Annotated in this window: 14 protein-coding genes; 3 read left to right on the top strand and 11 right to left on the bottom strand. The window is 51.1% G+C overall.

The annotated features are described in order from the left end of the window. The first annotated feature begins 13 nt into the window (after positions 1–13). Positions 14–2575 (top strand): alpha-glucosidase, encoded by a 2562-nt coding sequence (gene ygjK, locus VHA_RS03040; RefSeq protein WP_040528067.1) that lies wholly within the window; start codon positions 14–16, stop codon positions 2573–2575. Positions 2576–2645: 70 nt separating this feature from the next. Here the strand turns inward: ygjK and cspE (VHA_RS03045) are convergent, their stop codons facing one another. The 5 genes from cspE (VHA_RS03045) to uspB all read right to left on the bottom strand — a co-directional run bounded on the left by cspE (VHA_RS03045) (position 2646) and on the right by uspB (position 6591). After that, complete coding sequence (gene cspE / locus VHA_RS03045) at positions 2646–2858, bottom strand: transcription antiterminator/RNA stability regulator CspE (protein WP_005501719.1); 213 nt, start codon at positions 2856–2858, stop codon at positions 2646–2648. Between the two features lie 368 nt (positions 2859–3226). After that, the gene (cspE, locus tag VHA_RS03050; RefSeq protein ID WP_005501719.1) at positions 3227–3439 is read right to left on the bottom strand and encodes a transcription antiterminator/RNA stability regulator CspE; all 213 of its coding nucleotides are present in this window, start codon (positions 3437–3439) and stop codon (positions 3227–3229) included. A gap of 333 nt (positions 3440–3772) precedes the next feature. Next, positions 3773–4957 (bottom strand): BaiN/RdsA family NAD(P)/FAD-dependent oxidoreductase, encoded by a 1185-nt coding sequence (locus VHA_RS03055; protein ID WP_005501727.1) that lies wholly within the window; start codon positions 4955–4957, stop codon positions 3773–3775. Positions 4958–5019: 62 nt separating this feature from the next. Further along, a complete protein-coding gene (locus tag VHA_RS03060) occupies positions 5020–6147 on the bottom strand; it encodes a mechanosensitive ion channel family protein (RefSeq protein ID WP_005501733.1) in 1128 nt (375 codons plus the stop codon). Positions 6148–6252: 105 nt separating this feature from the next. Further along, entirely contained in the window at positions 6253–6591 is a 339-nt protein-coding gene (uspB, locus tag VHA_RS03065; protein WP_005501735.1) for a universal stress protein UspB, read from the bottom strand. Between the two features lie 618 nt (positions 6592–7209). On the opposite strand from uspB, the gene VHA_RS03070 reads away from it, so the two are divergent. Both VHA_RS03070 and VHA_RS03075 read left to right on the top strand, forming a co-directional pair. Continuing rightward, complete coding sequence (locus VHA_RS03070; RefSeq protein WP_005501737.1) at positions 7210–7635, top strand: universal stress protein; 426 nt, start codon at positions 7210–7212, stop codon at positions 7633–7635. 93 nt (positions 7636–7728) lie between these two features. Next, complete coding sequence (locus tag VHA_RS03075; RefSeq protein ID WP_005501743.1) at positions 7729–8598, top strand: carboxylate/amino acid/amine transporter; 870 nt, start codon at positions 7729–7731, stop codon at positions 8596–8598. Between the two features lie 72 nt (positions 8599–8670). Here VHA_RS03075 and fre read toward each other — a convergent pair whose 3' ends face one another. The 6 genes from fre to trxA all read right to left on the bottom strand — a co-directional run bounded on the left by fre (position 8671) and on the right by trxA (position 14591). After that, positions 8671–9390, bottom strand: a complete 720-nt coding sequence (gene fre / locus VHA_RS03080; RefSeq protein WP_005501744.1) for an NAD(P)H-flavin reductase — start codon at positions 9388–9390, stop codon at positions 8671–8673. Continuing rightward, positions 9380–9658: a 2Fe-2S iron-sulfur cluster-binding protein gene (locus tag VHA_RS03085; protein ID WP_040528068.1), complete on the bottom strand. Its 279-nt coding sequence runs from the start codon at positions 9656–9658 to the stop codon at positions 9380–9382. Before VHA_RS03085 ends, fre begins: the two co-directional genes overlap by 11 nt. 3 nt (positions 9659–9661) lie before the next feature. Further along, entirely contained in the window at positions 9662–11542 is a 1881-nt protein-coding gene (gene ubiD / locus VHA_RS03090; protein ID WP_005501748.1) for a 4-hydroxy-3-polyprenylbenzoate decarboxylase, read from the bottom strand. Positions 11543–11627: 85 nt separating this feature from the next. Next, positions 11628–12632: a hypothetical protein gene (locus tag VHA_RS03095; RefSeq protein WP_040528069.1), complete on the bottom strand. Its 1005-nt coding sequence runs from the start codon at positions 12630–12632 to the stop codon at positions 11628–11630. A 177-nt stretch (positions 12633–12809) separates the two neighbouring features. After that, positions 12810–14075: a transcription termination factor Rho gene (gene rho / locus VHA_RS03100; protein WP_005501751.1), complete on the bottom strand. Its 1266-nt coding sequence runs from the start codon at positions 14073–14075 to the stop codon at positions 12810–12812. A 189-nt stretch (positions 14076–14264) separates the two neighbouring features. Beyond that, the gene (trxA, locus tag VHA_RS03105) at positions 14265–14591 is read right to left on the bottom strand and encodes a thioredoxin TrxA (RefSeq protein ID WP_005501753.1); all 327 of its coding nucleotides are present in this window, start codon (positions 14589–14591) and stop codon (positions 14265–14267) included. Positions 14592–14621 lie beyond the last annotated feature (30 nt).

The raw sequence follows: 14621 nt of genomic DNA on the forward strand, positions 1-14621 counted from the left end.
GATAGGTGTAAGAATGACGTTTAAGTTAGCCCCTCTTTCTGCATGTATTTTTCTCTCTTTGGCACTCGCGGGATGCAACAACAACGATGTCGTCGTTAACAATAGTGTATCTCTTAATAAATACACCAATATTCTTAACCGTCACGGTAACCCACAGTTCCTCCGCGACTACGACAGCTACAGCAATCTTAAGTACAACGCTTTTGTCGATAACGGTGCTTGGCATGGACACTTGTTGCCTGCCGATGAACAAGGCTATGGCGCAGTGGGGGGCATCATGCAAGTCACTCAAGAATACGCCCATTACATGTCAGATCAGACTTTCGATAAGCTCATCCTGACGGATAATGAATCGGGTGATGTGATAGACCTCTCACTTGCAGACGCCAACCTCTACAGTACACCGGATGCCCTGGTTCAGGAGCTCAAAACGCCCACCTTACTGGTCACCATGACACTTCGCTTTGCCACAAACCGTACATCACTGTTGGAAACCAAATTGTCCGATCTCAGTGGTCAGGACCGTACATTTACCGCCGAGTGGCAAGGCACTTTGCTGACACATGCCATCTCAACCGCCCCCGAGAAAACCGTGGACGAGCAGTACCCAGAGTACGGCCGCCGCATTGAAAAATCAGACCTTGGCCTTTCTATCTCCAGTAATGAAATGAAAGACAACTGGGCCATTCGCAACGATGCTGATGCAACCTTTGTGATAGCACGCTCCGTCGACACGCAAACCCACATTGATGGCCTTTCCTATAAAGAGACCGCGCAACTTCAGTTAAAACACGGTCAAGAACAACGGCTCTACACGACATTTTCCTACCTACACAATGCTCAGGAAGTAAAAGAAGAAGCCTCAAAAATTGCGGATATCCTGCAAAACCCCAACACCTACATGGAGGCAACAAAACAGCGTTGGACAAACTACCTCACACGTGGATTGACGAATACCCACGCAAGCCAGGAACAGGCACGTGTCGGTGTAAAAGCGATGATGACACTGAACGGTAACTGGCGCTCTGCCGCCGGTGACATTGAACACGACACCGTGACCCCATCGGTGACCGCACGTTGGTTCTCCGGCAACCTGACCTGGCCATGGGATACCTGGAAGCAAGCGTATGCCCTGGCGCACTTTAATCCGGATGTGGCAATGGAAAATATCCGTACCGTGTTCCAGTATCAGGTGCAAGATAACGACCCTATCCGCCCGCAGGACAAAGGGTATCTTCTGGACGTGGTGACCTATACCGCACCGAAATCACGCGGTGGTGCCGGCGCTGAAAACTGGAACGAACGCAACACCAAGCCATCTTTGGCTGCATGGGCTGTGATGGAGATTTACCATGCCTTGCGCGATGAGTTTAATCGCCCCTCTGATGCGCAGGCATGGATTGACGAAATGTATCCAAAGCTTGTTGCCTACCATGACTGGTGGCTGACCAACCGCGACCACAATGGCAACGGCGTGCCGGAGTACGGTGCCGCTGTCGATCCTGCCCACAATACCGATGATGGCCAGATGTATGTAGAAGTGATAACCAAAGAAAATCTCGCCACCAAGTTTGGCAACAATGCCACCTTGATTGGTAACGTTAACGGCGAGAACAAGTACCGAGTCATTGGCGTGGACAACTACAACCGGGTATTGGACGAAGTCATCTACTCCGATCTCCATGTCGGCGCGCAGGAAGCGGCAGGCTGGGAATCCGGTATGGATAACGCTGCCCGCTTTGGCTTTATCGATGAAGACCAGCTCCAGGCTTACGCAAACAAAACCTACAATGGCAATCTTGACCGTGCCCGTAAAGACTGGCAGGTCCGTTTTGGTGAAAACCGCGATAAAGAAACGGACAAGTTGCTTGGCTTCTCCATGCTGCAGGAGTCAGTCGATCAGGCCTCTTACATGTACTCTGATAACGTCTATCTCGCCGACATGGCAGAGCGGGTGTCTGCCGGGGTTAAGGGCAAAGATCGCGCAGAAGAATTCCGCATTGGCGCAGAGAAGATCAAAACCTACATCAATACCTGCATGTTTGATGAAGCAAGCGGGTTCTACTACGACATCCGCATGGTTGACCAAAACGGTAAAGACACCGCCTATAACAAGAATGGGGTGATGTGTGCTGGCCAACCTTTGGTGGAACGCGGACGGGGACCTGAAGGCTGGGGGCCATTGTTTAATGGCGCAGCAACACAGGAACATGCTGACAGCGTGATCCGCACCATGACCGACCCGAAAGAGTTTGCAACCTCAGAGGCATTCCCGGGCTACGGCATTTCACTGCCCACCGCGAGCCAGACTAACCCAGCTTACGGCAAGGATATTTACTGGCGAGGCCGTGTATGGCTGGATCAGTTCTACTTTGGCGTGAAAGCGATGGAAAAATATGGCTACGGCCCGGAAGCGGTACAGATGGCCCACCAGTTGTTTGAAAACGCAGAAGGCATGACAGCAGATGGGGCGATCCGGGAAAACTACAACCCGGAGACTGGGGCGGTACAGGGTGCATCCAACTTCTCGTGGAGTGCAGCGCATCTTTACATGCTCTACCGAGACTTTTTCTAAACGCCAGAAACCCAAAAACGCGCCACCAGGGCGCGTTTTTCATATCAGGGAAATCCCGGATAACTCGACATTAAAGAGCAACGACGTTAGCCGCTTGCGGGCCTTTCTGGCCTTGTTCAACGTCGAAAGAAACTTTTTGGCCTTCAGCCAGGGTTTTGAAGCCGTCAGAAGCGATAGCACGGAAGTGAACAAATACGTCAGCACCACCGTTGTCTTGGGTAATAAAACCAAAACCTTTCTCTTCGTTAAACCATTTTACCAGACCCGTTGTTTTATTAGACATAATGTGTCCCTTATATAAATTAAATTCTTTGATTTTTTCGCTGAATGCGATGCACTGAAAGCTTGAATTTGAATTATTGAATGTTACGAAAATCTAAGGGAAACGCAGAGGGCACAACAAATGGAGGGCAAACTGAAGTTTTACTTTTACTTACGTGTTTCAAATAACCCTGTTCAACAGAGCAAGGACTATATTATAGTAAATTTACTTTTTGTAAAGTATTATTTTTTAATTTTCAAAAAATAAAATCTACCGAAATATTATCAAAAGTATTTAATGCTACTTTTTATTTCAACTAAAAAACCAATTAAAAAACGCGCCTCAATGGGCGCGCTTTTTATATCCGGAAAATTCCAGACAATTCGACATTAAAGTGCAACGACATTCGCCGCTTGCGGACCTTTCTGGCCTTGTTCAACGTCGAAAGAAACTTTTTGGCCTTCAGCCAGGGTTTTGAAACCGTCAGAAGCGATAGCACGGAAGTGAACGAATACGTCTGCACCGCCGTTGTCTTGGGTAATAAAACCAAAACCTTTCTCTTCGTTAAACCATTTTACTAGACCCGTTGTTTTATTAGACATAATGTGTCCCTTATATAAATTAAATTCTTTGATTTTTTCGCTGAATGCGATGCACTGAAAGCTTGAATTTGAATTATTGAATGTTACGAAAATCTAAGGGAAACGCAGAGGGCACAACAAAAGGAGGGCAAACTGGAGTTTTACTTTTACTTACGTGTTTCAAATAACCCTGTTCAACAGAGCAAGGACAATACTATAGTAAATCGTACCTTTGTAAAGCTTTATTATTCGAAATATCAAAATAAATCCTTATTCGCCTGGTTTTTAACCAAAAAAGCAGAAAACAGGGCGACCGACTAACTATAGATAGCCCCAGATTTCACCTACACAATGCTATACGTGCTGCCCTGCCACCCAGCCTGAGCTCCAGGCCCACTGGAAATTGTAACCACCGAGCCAACCGGAGACATCCATCACTTCGCCAACAAAATAGAGCCCTGGCACTTTCTTCGCTTCCATGGTTTTCGATGACAACTCATCGGTGTCCACACCGCCCAGTGTCACCTCTGCGGTGCGGTACCCTTCCGTCCCATTCGGTGCAATATGCCAGTTGTGAAGGTATTCTGCCAGTGCATTGATGTCTTTCGGGTTAAGCTGCCTGAGCGGTTTGTCCTGAATATCACCACGGGCAATTAAGGCTTCAACAAGTCGTTTTGGCAGCAGGCGGGCCAGGCTGTTTTTCAGGCTCTGCGCCGGGTGTTTGTCACGCATGGCACTGAGGGTGTCTGCCACGTCCAGATCGGGCAAAAGATCGATCGTGACCTTCTCGCCCGGTTTCCAGTAGGAGCTCACCTGTAACACCACGGGGCCTGACAAGCCCCGGTGGGTGAACAGCAGGTTTTCTTTAAACAGCACCCCACTCTCGGTGGTGATGGTCACCGGAACTGCGATACCGGACAGATCCGCAAAAGCCGCCTTGTCTTTATCGTGCAGGGTAAAAGGCACCAGTCCTGCCGTGGTCGGCACGCGGGCAAGGCCAAACTGTTCGGCAATCTGGTAACCAAACGGTGTCGCACCGAGTTTTGGCATCGAAAGGCCGCCAGTTGCCACAACCAGCGACTGGCAGCTCACCGTATCTGTATCCAGCTTTAAGGTGAAACCATCGTCGGTCTTTTCGATATCATGCACATCGCAGCGGTAGCGTTGCTCCACGGTTGGCTGGTCGCACTCTTTGAGCAACATATCCACAATGTCTTTAGCCGAATCGATGCAAAACAGCTGGCCGTGCTCACGTTCTTCCCATGCGATACCATATTCGTTGACCATGGAAAAGAAATCCCACTGGCTGTACTGTGCCAGCGCCGATTTTGGGAAGTGTGGGTTGCGGCAGACGTAGTTGGCGGCAGTCACATCATAATTGGTGAAATTACAACGCCCGCCCCCGGAGATCAGAATTTTCCGGCCCGGTTTCTTGCCGTTATCGACTACCAGCACACGGCGGCCACGCTTACCTGCCTGCGCGGCACACATCAGGCCTGCGGCACCTGCGCCAATGATCACCACATCTACTTGTTTCATCTTTACAACCCATTACACGAAATCGGGCGGCATTGTAGCCGCCCGTACACCTTGGAGCCAGTCTAGTTTTTATCCGGCGGGAGCGCCAATTCTGGGCTGGGTGAGATCTGCGCGTTTATCACATCATCGCGGTCAAACGCGACAGTACGGGTCGGGAAGGCAAAATCAGCACCGTGCGCGTGGACGATGTCGACAATTTTCAGCATCACGTCCTGTTTTACTTCGTGGTATCGTGCCCAGTTGACGGTTTTAGTGAAGGTGTAGATAAAGAAATTGAGCGAGGAGTCAGCAAAAGCATCGAAATTCACCATCAGGGTCGCACGCTGTTCAATGTCTGGATGGGTTTTCAGCATGTTTTTCACATCATCGACAATGGCTTCCATCTTGTCCGCGTCTTTGTAACGGATGCCGATGGTTTCGTTGATGCGGCGGTTTCGCATCCGCGACGGGTTTTGTACCACGATATTACTGAACACAGAATTGGGGACGTAGAGCGGGCGGCTTTCAAAGGTGCGGATCACTGTCATCCGCATACCTATGCGTTCCACGGTACCTTCGATATTCCTGTCTGGTGAGCTTATCCAGTCCCCGACACTGAAAGGGCGGTCGAAATAAATCATCAGGCCACCGAAAAAGTTCGACAACAAATCCTTGGCCGCAAGACCGACAATCAGGCCACCGACGCCACCAAAGGTGAGAAGCCCTGTCAGGCTGATACCAAACTCCTGCAGCAACGTCAGGACACCAATAAAGGCCAGCAGCAGACGCAAGACATGCCCTATGGCAGAAACTGTAGTCTGGTCACGCTTATTGGATTGGGAAAGGTAGGCTTCAATGGCGTTCACCAGGCGCAGCATTACCCACAGCATGAGAATGATCAGCAATGCTCGGCGTGATACAACAAGCCAGTCAGTGCCTACTTTAACTACGCTGGCATCCAGCAAGCTGCCTATCGCAAAGGTGGTTGGCCACAACCAGATAAACACACTGACTGGTGTACTGACAGCCTGAAGCACAATCGTATCCCACTGGGTCCGCGTCTTTTTCGACACCTCCACCAGTTTGCTGAACACAAACCGCCAAACCAGCCAGGCAATCGCTGCGGCACCCAGCATCAGACCAACATGTTCGAGCCAGTCTAGATTCAACCCTTCAGTGCTTTGTTGCCACCATGCAAGAAATCTGTCCAAACCCCACTCCGACGTTTTTGTTCGCTATCCGGGAAGGGTAACAAAAAAAACGCGGGCATCTGCCAGCGTTTTCTGAGAATTGAGTGAACGTTTGTTTTTTGCTCGTCAAAGCCCTGCAAACGCCACAAAAAAGAGCGACAAAACCAGTGTCAGCACCAGTGCAGTCGAAAGAATGAAGAGGTGGCGAACCTTATTGCATTTGGCAATAAAGACGTTGTCATGATGATGGAGGTATTCCTGACTGCGGATATAATGGAACAACCTTTTCTGACGACTGATATCACTCTGAGACGCAAAGAAATTATTTCCACGGGCCACTTGTTGGTAAAGCAACGGGTTAGCTTCACGCATCATGACCAATAACGTACGCAGCGAACTCAGGTAGCGCAGGATGTTGACCAGTGCGACAAAAAAAATCGCAATAATTAAGCCGTCTCCGCTCATGGTTTATCTCCCAGTGTTGCTGGTGGCCACTTCCACAATTTGGATGTCCACCACAAAGGCCGTCTGTAAAGGTGACCTCTGTCAGGTAAAACTCAATGAAGAACAGGGTCTTTCCGTCTTCCCCTAATCAGTATTTCTTCCGGTTTGCACGAACATACGCTTGTGGTATGGGCGGGATTGCATGCCCCCACACAAAACAGTAAACCAGGCAATCTTCGTGTGATACGGCGACAAAACACCTGATGGCTTAGAATCTCAATATCGAGGAGATTATGGCCCGCCGCCAGTCTGTTCATTCTGACAAGCTGTTACCTATCACCCCGCCAGTCTGGTTTTTTGATGACATGCTTATATATCAGTATAGATTTGATGCCGAAAACGCCAACTACAATTCTCGATGACATGCACAGTACCGACGTTTTACGCACTGCAATTATTTCCCTTTTTATCAAATTGATAGCTAATCTGACTATGAGATATTTTTTTTTATTGCGGTGCTATTCACACTGGCAGTAACGTCACTGGACATGCGCTGGCATTGCGATCCATGCAACAGTCTTCACACGGCGACAGTGGTAATTTTCAGCGGTAATCATTGGCTTTATAGGGAGTCAGGCTATGGGCTATAAACACATTTTGGTAGCAGTGGATCTGTCATCTGACAGCGACGTGTTGGTCAAAAAAGGGGCGGCGCTGGCGGCGCCCTTAGGTGCCAAACTGTCACTCATTCACATTGATGTGAATTACGCACAGCTGTATACCGGCCTTATCGATGTCAATCTGGTGGAAACCCGCAACCGCCTCATCGATGAAGCGCAGGCCCAGTTGAATGCACTTGCACGCCATGCGGAGTATCCGGTGGCCCACACTCTGGTGGCCAGCGGAGATCTGGCTGATGAGATCACTGAATCCATCAGTCACTATGGGATTGATTTGGTACTTTGCGGTCACCACCAGGATTTCTGGAGCACATTGATCTCGTCAGCCAAGCAACTGATCAACAAAACCCCGGTCGACATGCTGATGGTGCCACTGCCAAGTTGATCGCGGCGCTCATCCGTCCAGACGAAGATCGCTACACATTGCCGCCAGGTTCTTTAGAATTGGCGGCAATTTTTATCATGTTAGGGAAAGAAAATGGGGTATCTATCGTTTGTCACCCTGCTGTGGGCGTTTTCATTCAGTTTGATTGGCGTGTATCTGGCTGGACAGGTCGATGCCTGGTTTTCGGTAGTTACCCGTGTGGCATTAGCAGCCTTGGTATTCCTGCCCTTCCTGCGCCTGAAAGGCGTGCCTAAGCCCCTGATGCTGAAACTGATGGCAATCGGCGGCATCCAGCTTGGCCTGATGTACTGCTTCTACTACCAGTCTTTCCTTTACCTGTCTGTGCCGGAAGTACTGTTGTTCACCGTTTTCACCCCGGTGTATGTCACCCTTACCTATGACTTGCTGAACCGCCGTTTCTCCCCCTGGTACCTGATGACAGCCGCGCTTGCTGTTCTCGGTGCAGTAGTGATCAAGTTTGCCTCGGTTAACCCGGACTTTATGCTGGGCTTTCTGGTTGTTCAGGGAGCAAACCTCTGTTTTGCTATCGGTCAGGTAGGTTACAAGGTGGTGATGGAACGCGCCGGGATCGATGTGCCGCAACGCACGGTGTTTGGCCTGTTCTATCTGGGCGCTCTCTGTGTGGCCCTGCCGGCCTTCCTGCTGCTCGGCAATACAGAAAAACTGCCAACCACCCATATTCAGTGGGGCATTCTGGTTTACCTCGGCACCGTGGCATCCGGCTTGGGCTATTTCCTCTGGAACAAAGGGGCAACTCTGGTGAATGCCGGCGCACTGGCGGTGATGAACAATGCGCTGGTGCCTGCGGGTATTCTGGTGAATGTACTGATCTGGAACCGCGATGCTGATCTAGTCACGCTGGCGTTGGGCGGTGCGGTGATCCTCGTATCGCTGTGGCTCAATGAAACCTGGGTGAAAAAGAAAATCGACGCGACCGCTTAGCACGCCGGGTACACAGACAAAAACACCGCCAGCGTGGCGGTGTTTTTCTGTCTGGTGTTTCTGGCCTGTGGCTTACAGAAACGCGTAAGCATCCGCAAACAGGTGATCGCGCTCGGCGCCACGCTCATTACAGAACATCTCACGTGCTGCTCCCGCCATTTCAAACCGGCCGGCAATATAAATGTCGTAGGCAGACAGGGAGACGAAATCTTCCATCACTGCCTCCAGCACATTGCCGGTCTTGCCATTCCAGCCTTCCGGGGCAGTTTCCACCACAGGAATATAGGTCAGGTTGCTGTGTTTCAACGCCAGCGCTTCCATTTCGTCGTTTGCATAAAGCTGGCTGATATCGCGGCCGCCCCAGTAAAGGAAAATCGGCTGTTCAAACCCCTGACCCAGGCAATGGTCAACCATGCTTCGCACATAAGAAAAGCCGGTTCCGCCGGCAATCAATACTAACGGACGCTGGCGCTCTTCACGCAGCCAGGCATCACCGTGTGGCGCATCAATCACAAAAGAATTGTCGCCTTTCTCCAGTGTCGCCTGCGCCGCTTTTACCACGTCCATGGCATAGGCGTTTTCTTCTGCAGCACCAATATGCAGTTCCAGCTCGCGGCCACCCTGGCGGCATGGGCTGCTGGCAATGGAGAACGGGCGCTTGTCTTTCTCACCCATCACCGCCAGAAGATACTGGCCCGCTTTGTAGCTGACCGGTCTCTCGGGCTTCAGCAAAATTCGATAGGTGTTATTAGTCAGCGGTGACACTGACGTTACTTCACATTTAATAGTCATTGCTTTCCTCAAAACTAACCACCAGATCACTGCACGGTATGGCCTGACAGGCAAATATCCAGCCTTGTTGTTTTTCCTGTTCAGTCAGCATCGGTTCAAGGTGATAACGCACCTCGCCTTCCACCAGCCGACACAGGCAGCTTGCACAAGCCCCAATCTGGCAACGGTTAGGAAAAGGCACCCCTGCATCAAGCGCGCCCTGTAATAGGGTCTGGTGCCTGAAAACGGTAAACTGCGTTCCCGCAGGCATCAGGTGTACCGTATACATCGTCTATAGACCCAGTTTATCCCACATTTCATCGACATTCGCGACAGTTCGCGGATCTTTGCTAATGGGCGTACCCCACTCACGGACAGTTTCACCCGGCCATTTGTTGGTGGCATCAAACCCCATCCTAGAACCCGCACGTAGAGCCTGTGACCCGCCTTGCTGTGCGTTTGTGCGCAACAGGGTATCACGGGCCGGATCCATACGGGTGGTTATCGCCCAAATTACATCGTTCCAGTCGCGGATGTTGACGTCTTCCTTATCAAACACCATCACAAACTTCACGTCCGCCACGTCCCCGAGCGAACCCCAGATAGCTTCAATGATGCGGGGGCCATCGCCCAGTGCCTGTTTGTTGATGCTGGCCATCACCATGCCGTTGGCATAGGCTTCCGGTGGCAGGTAGATATCCGCCAGTTCAGTGTGCGCGGCTTTCAGGGCAGCAACTCTGGATTCAATCTCTGCGCTGTCAGCAATGCGCGCGTCATGATTGGCGTAACCGGAGAGCTCAGCGTCCCACTTTTTAGTGACATCCAACCCCATTTTCGAACCTAACCCAACCACAGGCGAGGCAAAGTCGAGCGAGTCAATCGGGGTGTGCTCAATCATCAGGGTGTCACGCACTGGATCCATGCGGGTGGTCATGGCCTGCACCACACTGTGCCAGTCTCGCGCGTTGACGTCTTCATCACAGACAATCACGTACTTGGTGTACATAAACTGGCGCAGGAAAGACCACACCCCCATCATTACGCGCTTGGCATGACCGGGGTATTGCTTCTTCATGATCACCACTGCCACGCGGTAGGAACAGCCTTCCGGCGGCAGGTAGAAATCAACAATCTCCGGAAACTGCTTTTGCAGGATAGGCACAAACACCTCGTTAAGTGCCACACCCAGCACTGCGGGTTCATCCGGCGGACGGCCAGTGTAAGTGCTGTGGTAAATCGGCTTCTGGCGCATAGTAACGTGGGTAACAGTAAACACGTGGTGGCGTTCAACTTCGTTGTAGTAGCCAGTGTGGTCGCCATACGGGCCTTCATCCGCAAACTCGTTCGGATCGATGTAGCCTTCCATCACGATTTCCGCGCTCGCTGGCACGTCTAAATCGTTACTGAGGCTTTTCACCACTTCGGTTTTGCTGCCACGCAACAGGCCGGCAAAGGCGTACTCTGACAGGGTATCCGGCACCGGCGTTACCGCGCCGAGAATGGTGGCCGGATCAGCACCGTAAGCGACAGAGACGGGAAAAGGTTTACCGGGATGAGTTTCCATCCACTCACGCAGATCAAGCGCCCCGCCTCGGTGAGCCAGCCAGCGCATGATGACTTTGTTCTTGCCAATCTTCTGCTGGCGGTAAATCCCCAGATTCTGGCGCTTTTTATTCGGCCCACGGGTGATGGTCAGCCCCCAGGTCAGCAGTGGTGCCACGTCACCCGGCCAGCAACTCATCACCGGAATTTTATCCAGATTGACCTCATCGCCCTGCCATACCACCTCCTGGCACGGCGCTTTACGCAGGCGCTTGGCTGGCATGTTCAGCACCTGTCGGAACACCGGCAGCTTTTCTATCGCATCCTTAAAGCCTTTCGGCGGCTCGGGCTCTTTGAGGTAGGCCAGCAGCTTACCAACTTCACGCAGCTCTTTAACGTCTGTACGGCCCATGCCCATGGCGACACGCTTGGGGGTGCCAAACAGGTTTACCAGCACTGGCATGTCATAACCAACGGGGTTTTCGAATAACAGTGCAGGGCCGCCAGCACGGAGCACGCGATCAGCAATTTCGGTCATTTCCTGATCGGGATTGACAGGATGGGAGATGCGCTTAAGCTCGCCCACCGATTCCAGGTGGTCGATAAAGGCACGTAAATCAGTAAATTTCATAACCTTCCCGGTTGAGGTGTGTTGGTTCGATTATAACGGGCAAGCCTTGCCAGAACAGATTGATATGTAAGAAACCGTCACGCGGTCAGCTTCCCGCGATCTTAAGCTTGAGTCCATGCTGAATGTTCCGGCGTGTCACGCCTGAAGTGGTTTCCGCCAGGGCTTTCAGCCAGGCATGATGGCCATTTTGCACCAGCAATGCCGCGACATTTTCCCCGCGCTGGCGATCACTGAGCTGTTTGGTTAGAAAGTCTTTCACGTTTTCTGTCAGCGGGTGCAATCCTGTCAGTTGCCTGATTGCGGTCTGTGCCAGTACGGGATTGACGGTGGCAGCGATCATCAATTGAACGTGTTTTTCACTCACCGGCGGCATTTCCAGCTTTTGCAACGCCGACAGGCTGTAACTGTCGGTGCGGCGACGCCAGAGTAGGTCATATGCCCGTGTCTCCCCGCTCTTCTCAGCCAATGCTGCGAGCACGGCATTATCCGGGCTCCAGACCATGTCCTTGTCAGCAAAATACAGATCCATCAAGGTATCAAGTTGTGCCTTGGAAAGTTTATGCACCAAGGTGACCATGGCTTCCCGGCGTAATGCGTAGTCACCTGAGGAGAATGACAGCCATTCTGCGGGTTTGAATTGGTTGTAGCCAAGTAAACGCAGCACTTCATCCTGCATCACTTTGATTTGCCAGCGATTAAGCACCCATTTGGCTTCACCAGCATAATTGAAGGCAGGCATGGTCACCCAAAAACCATTGCCCTGGCTTTTAACCAGATACTTGGGCTGCTGGTGGCTGATGGTCACCAGAAATTTTTCACGCTCTGGTGTCATGCCGGTGAAGTCTTGCGCCTGCTGAGCAAGCATGGTCAGGGTTTCTTCCCGCAACAAGTCCGGCATCCCATCCAGATACTGGTTGAGTGCCGTCATGTCATTGGCATTAAACAGCGTCGTCGCCCGGAGAATGGCAGTGACGGACGAGGGATCGGCCATATGTACCGCGACATCATCAGGGGACAGCGTCATAGCCCGAGCCCCCCCAGAAAACAGGGTGGGTAGCAATATGGCAAATAAAATCAGAAAACGTTTCATCCCGGAAATCCTGGGTCAGTCTGTCCTTGTTCGCTGACTGAGTAGCGATTCATCTCAATTTTGATGATCTGTATCAGTTTTGGCAACTTATAACGTTGTGAATAAAGATGACTTTTTCTGTTGTCATAATAAAAAAGCACCGCGCTTGCGGTGCTTTCTCTCTATAAAACCATCACGTTATGACTTCTGACGGCGCATAGCGTCAAAAAATTCATCATTGGTTTTGGTCATAGCCAGTTTGTCGATCAGGAACTCCATGCCTTCGATTTCGCCCATTGGGTGAACAATCTTACGCAGGATCCACATCTTCTGCAGCTCATCAGGCTTGGTCAGTAGCTCTTCACGACGGGTGCCCGAGCGGGTAAAGTCGATCGCAGGGAAGACGCGCTTCTCGGCAATCTTACGGGACAGGTGCAGTTCCATGTTACCTGTACCTTTAAATTCTTCGTAGATAACTTCATCCATCTTCGAGCCGGTATCCACCAGCGCAGTTGCGATGATGGTCAGGCTACCGCCTTCTTCTACATTACGGGCAGCACCGAAGAAACGCTTCGGACGGTGCAAGGCGTTGGCATCCACACCACCGGTCAGAACCTTGCCTGAGCTAGGTACAACGGTGTTGTAGGCACGTGCAAGGCGGGTGATGGAATCCAGTAGGATAACCACGTCTTTCTTGTGCTCAACCAGGCGTTTAGCCTTTTCAATGACCATTTCAGCCACCTGAACGTGACGGCTTGCTGGCTCATCGAACGTGGATGCGACCACTTCACCTTTTACCAGACGCTGCATCTCGGTCACTTCTTCTGGGCGCTCGTCAATCAGCAGCACCATCAGCTCACACTCTGGATGGTTGTAAGCAATACTCTGGGCAATGTTTTGCAGCAGCATGGTTTTACCCGCTTTTGGCGGTGCCACAATGAGACCACGCTGGCCTTTACCGATTGGCGATGCCAAGTCCAGTACGCGGGCCGTGATGTCTTCTGTCGAGCCATTACCACGCTCCATCACCATACGTTCGTTGGCGTGCAGTGGGGTCAGGTTTTCAAACAGGATCTTGTTACGGGCATTATCAGGCTTGTCATGGTTAACTTCGTTCACTTTCAGCAGAGCGAAGTAACGCTCACCGTCTTTTGGCGGACGGATTTTGCCTGAAATGGTGTCGCCAGTGCGCAGGTTAAAGCGACGGATCTGGCTAGGGGAAACGTAAATGTCGTCGGGGCCAGCCAGGTAAGAACTGTCTGCACTGCGCAGAAAGCCAAAACCGTCCTGAAGAATTTCCAACACGCCGTTACCAAAAATATCTTCGCCGCTTTTGGCGTGTTGCTTGAGAATAGCGAAGATGATGTCTTGTTTACGGAGGCGGGCAAGGTTCTCGAGGCCCATGCTTTCACCCAGGGCTACAAGCTCGGAAACGGCCTGATTCTTCAGTTCGGTAAGATTCATAGTGGTAGGTGTCTTGTCAGTCAAAGTTGAGGTCTGAGTTAGTTAGGGTTTAGCGATCAAGGGTGTGATCGGGAAATGAACAGAAATGTACAATTAACGTGCAATAAGTTAGCACCAGATTGGAAAACTGTCTAGCAGATAGGAAGAATAAAGCCGTGTCCGGAGGTCGTACACGGCTTCTCTGTCACATTACAGGTTTGCATCCAAGAACTCTTTCAACTGAGTCTTGGACAAAGCGCCAACCTTGGTTGCTGCCACGCTACCGTCTTTAAACAGCAGCAGCGTTGGAATACCGCGGATCCCGAACTTAGGTGGCGTACCTGCGTTCTGATCGATATTCAGTTTACCGATAGTGACTTTCCCTTCGTACTCTTCAGCGATTTCGTCAAGAATCGGGGCGATCATCTTACAAGGACCACACCACTCTGCCCAAAAATCTACCAACACAGGGCCTGCAGCATTGATAACATCTGCGTCAAAGCTGTCGTCGGTCAGCTGCAAAATCTTGTCGCTCATCTTTCACTCCAATGATTATTTTTCGTCACT

The organism is Grimontia hollisae CIP 101886, from assembly GCF_000176515.1.
GTDB lineage: Bacteria > Pseudomonadota > Gammaproteobacteria > Enterobacterales > Vibrionaceae > Enterovibrio > Enterovibrio hollisae.

Bases quoted from the DNA above. Each gene is read 5' to 3' on its own strand.
- VHA_RS03095 (WP_040528069.1), bottom strand. From the start codon at position 12,632: ATGAAACGTTTTCTGATTTTATTTGCCATATTGCTACCCACCCTGTTT.
- ygjK (WP_040528067.1), top strand. From the start codon at position 14: ATGACGTTTAAGTTAGCCCCTCTTTCTGCATGTATTTTTCTCTCTTTG.
- VHA_RS03055 (WP_005501727.1), bottom strand. From the start codon at position 4,957: ATGAAACAAGTAGATGTGGTGATCATTGGCGCAGGTGCCGCAGGCCTG.
- trxA (WP_005501753.1), bottom strand. From the start codon at position 14,591: ATGAGCGACAAGATTTTGCAGCTGACCGACGACAGCTTTGACGCAGAT.
- uspB (WP_005501735.1), bottom strand. From the start codon at position 6,591: ATGAGCGGAGACGGCTTAATTATTGCGATTTTTTTTGTCGCACTGGTC.
- rho (WP_005501751.1), bottom strand. From the start codon at position 14,075: ATGAATCTTACCGAACTGAAGAATCAGGCCGTTTCCGAGCTTGTAGCC.
- fre (WP_005501744.1), bottom strand. From the start codon at position 9,390: ATGACTATTAAATGTGAAGTAACGTCAGTGTCACCGCTGACTAATAAC.
- VHA_RS03070 (WP_005501737.1), top strand. From the start codon at position 7,210: ATGGGCTATAAACACATTTTGGTAGCAGTGGATCTGTCATCTGACAGC.
- cspE (WP_005501719.1), bottom strand. From the start codon at position 2,858: ATGTCTAATAAAACAACGGGTCTGGTAAAATGGTTTAACGAAGAGAAA.
- VHA_RS03085 (WP_040528068.1), bottom strand. From the start codon at position 9,658: ATGTATACGGTACACCTGATGCCTGCGGGAACGCAGTTTACCGTTTTC.
- ubiD (WP_005501748.1), bottom strand. From the start codon at position 11,542: ATGAAATTTACTGATTTACGTGCCTTTATCGACCACCTGGAATCGGTG.
- cspE (WP_005501719.1), bottom strand. From the start codon at position 3,439: ATGTCTAATAAAACAACGGGTCTAGTAAAATGGTTTAACGAAGAGAAA.
- VHA_RS03075 (WP_005501743.1), top strand. From the start codon at position 7,729: ATGGGGTATCTATCGTTTGTCACCCTGCTGTGGGCGTTTTCATTCAGT.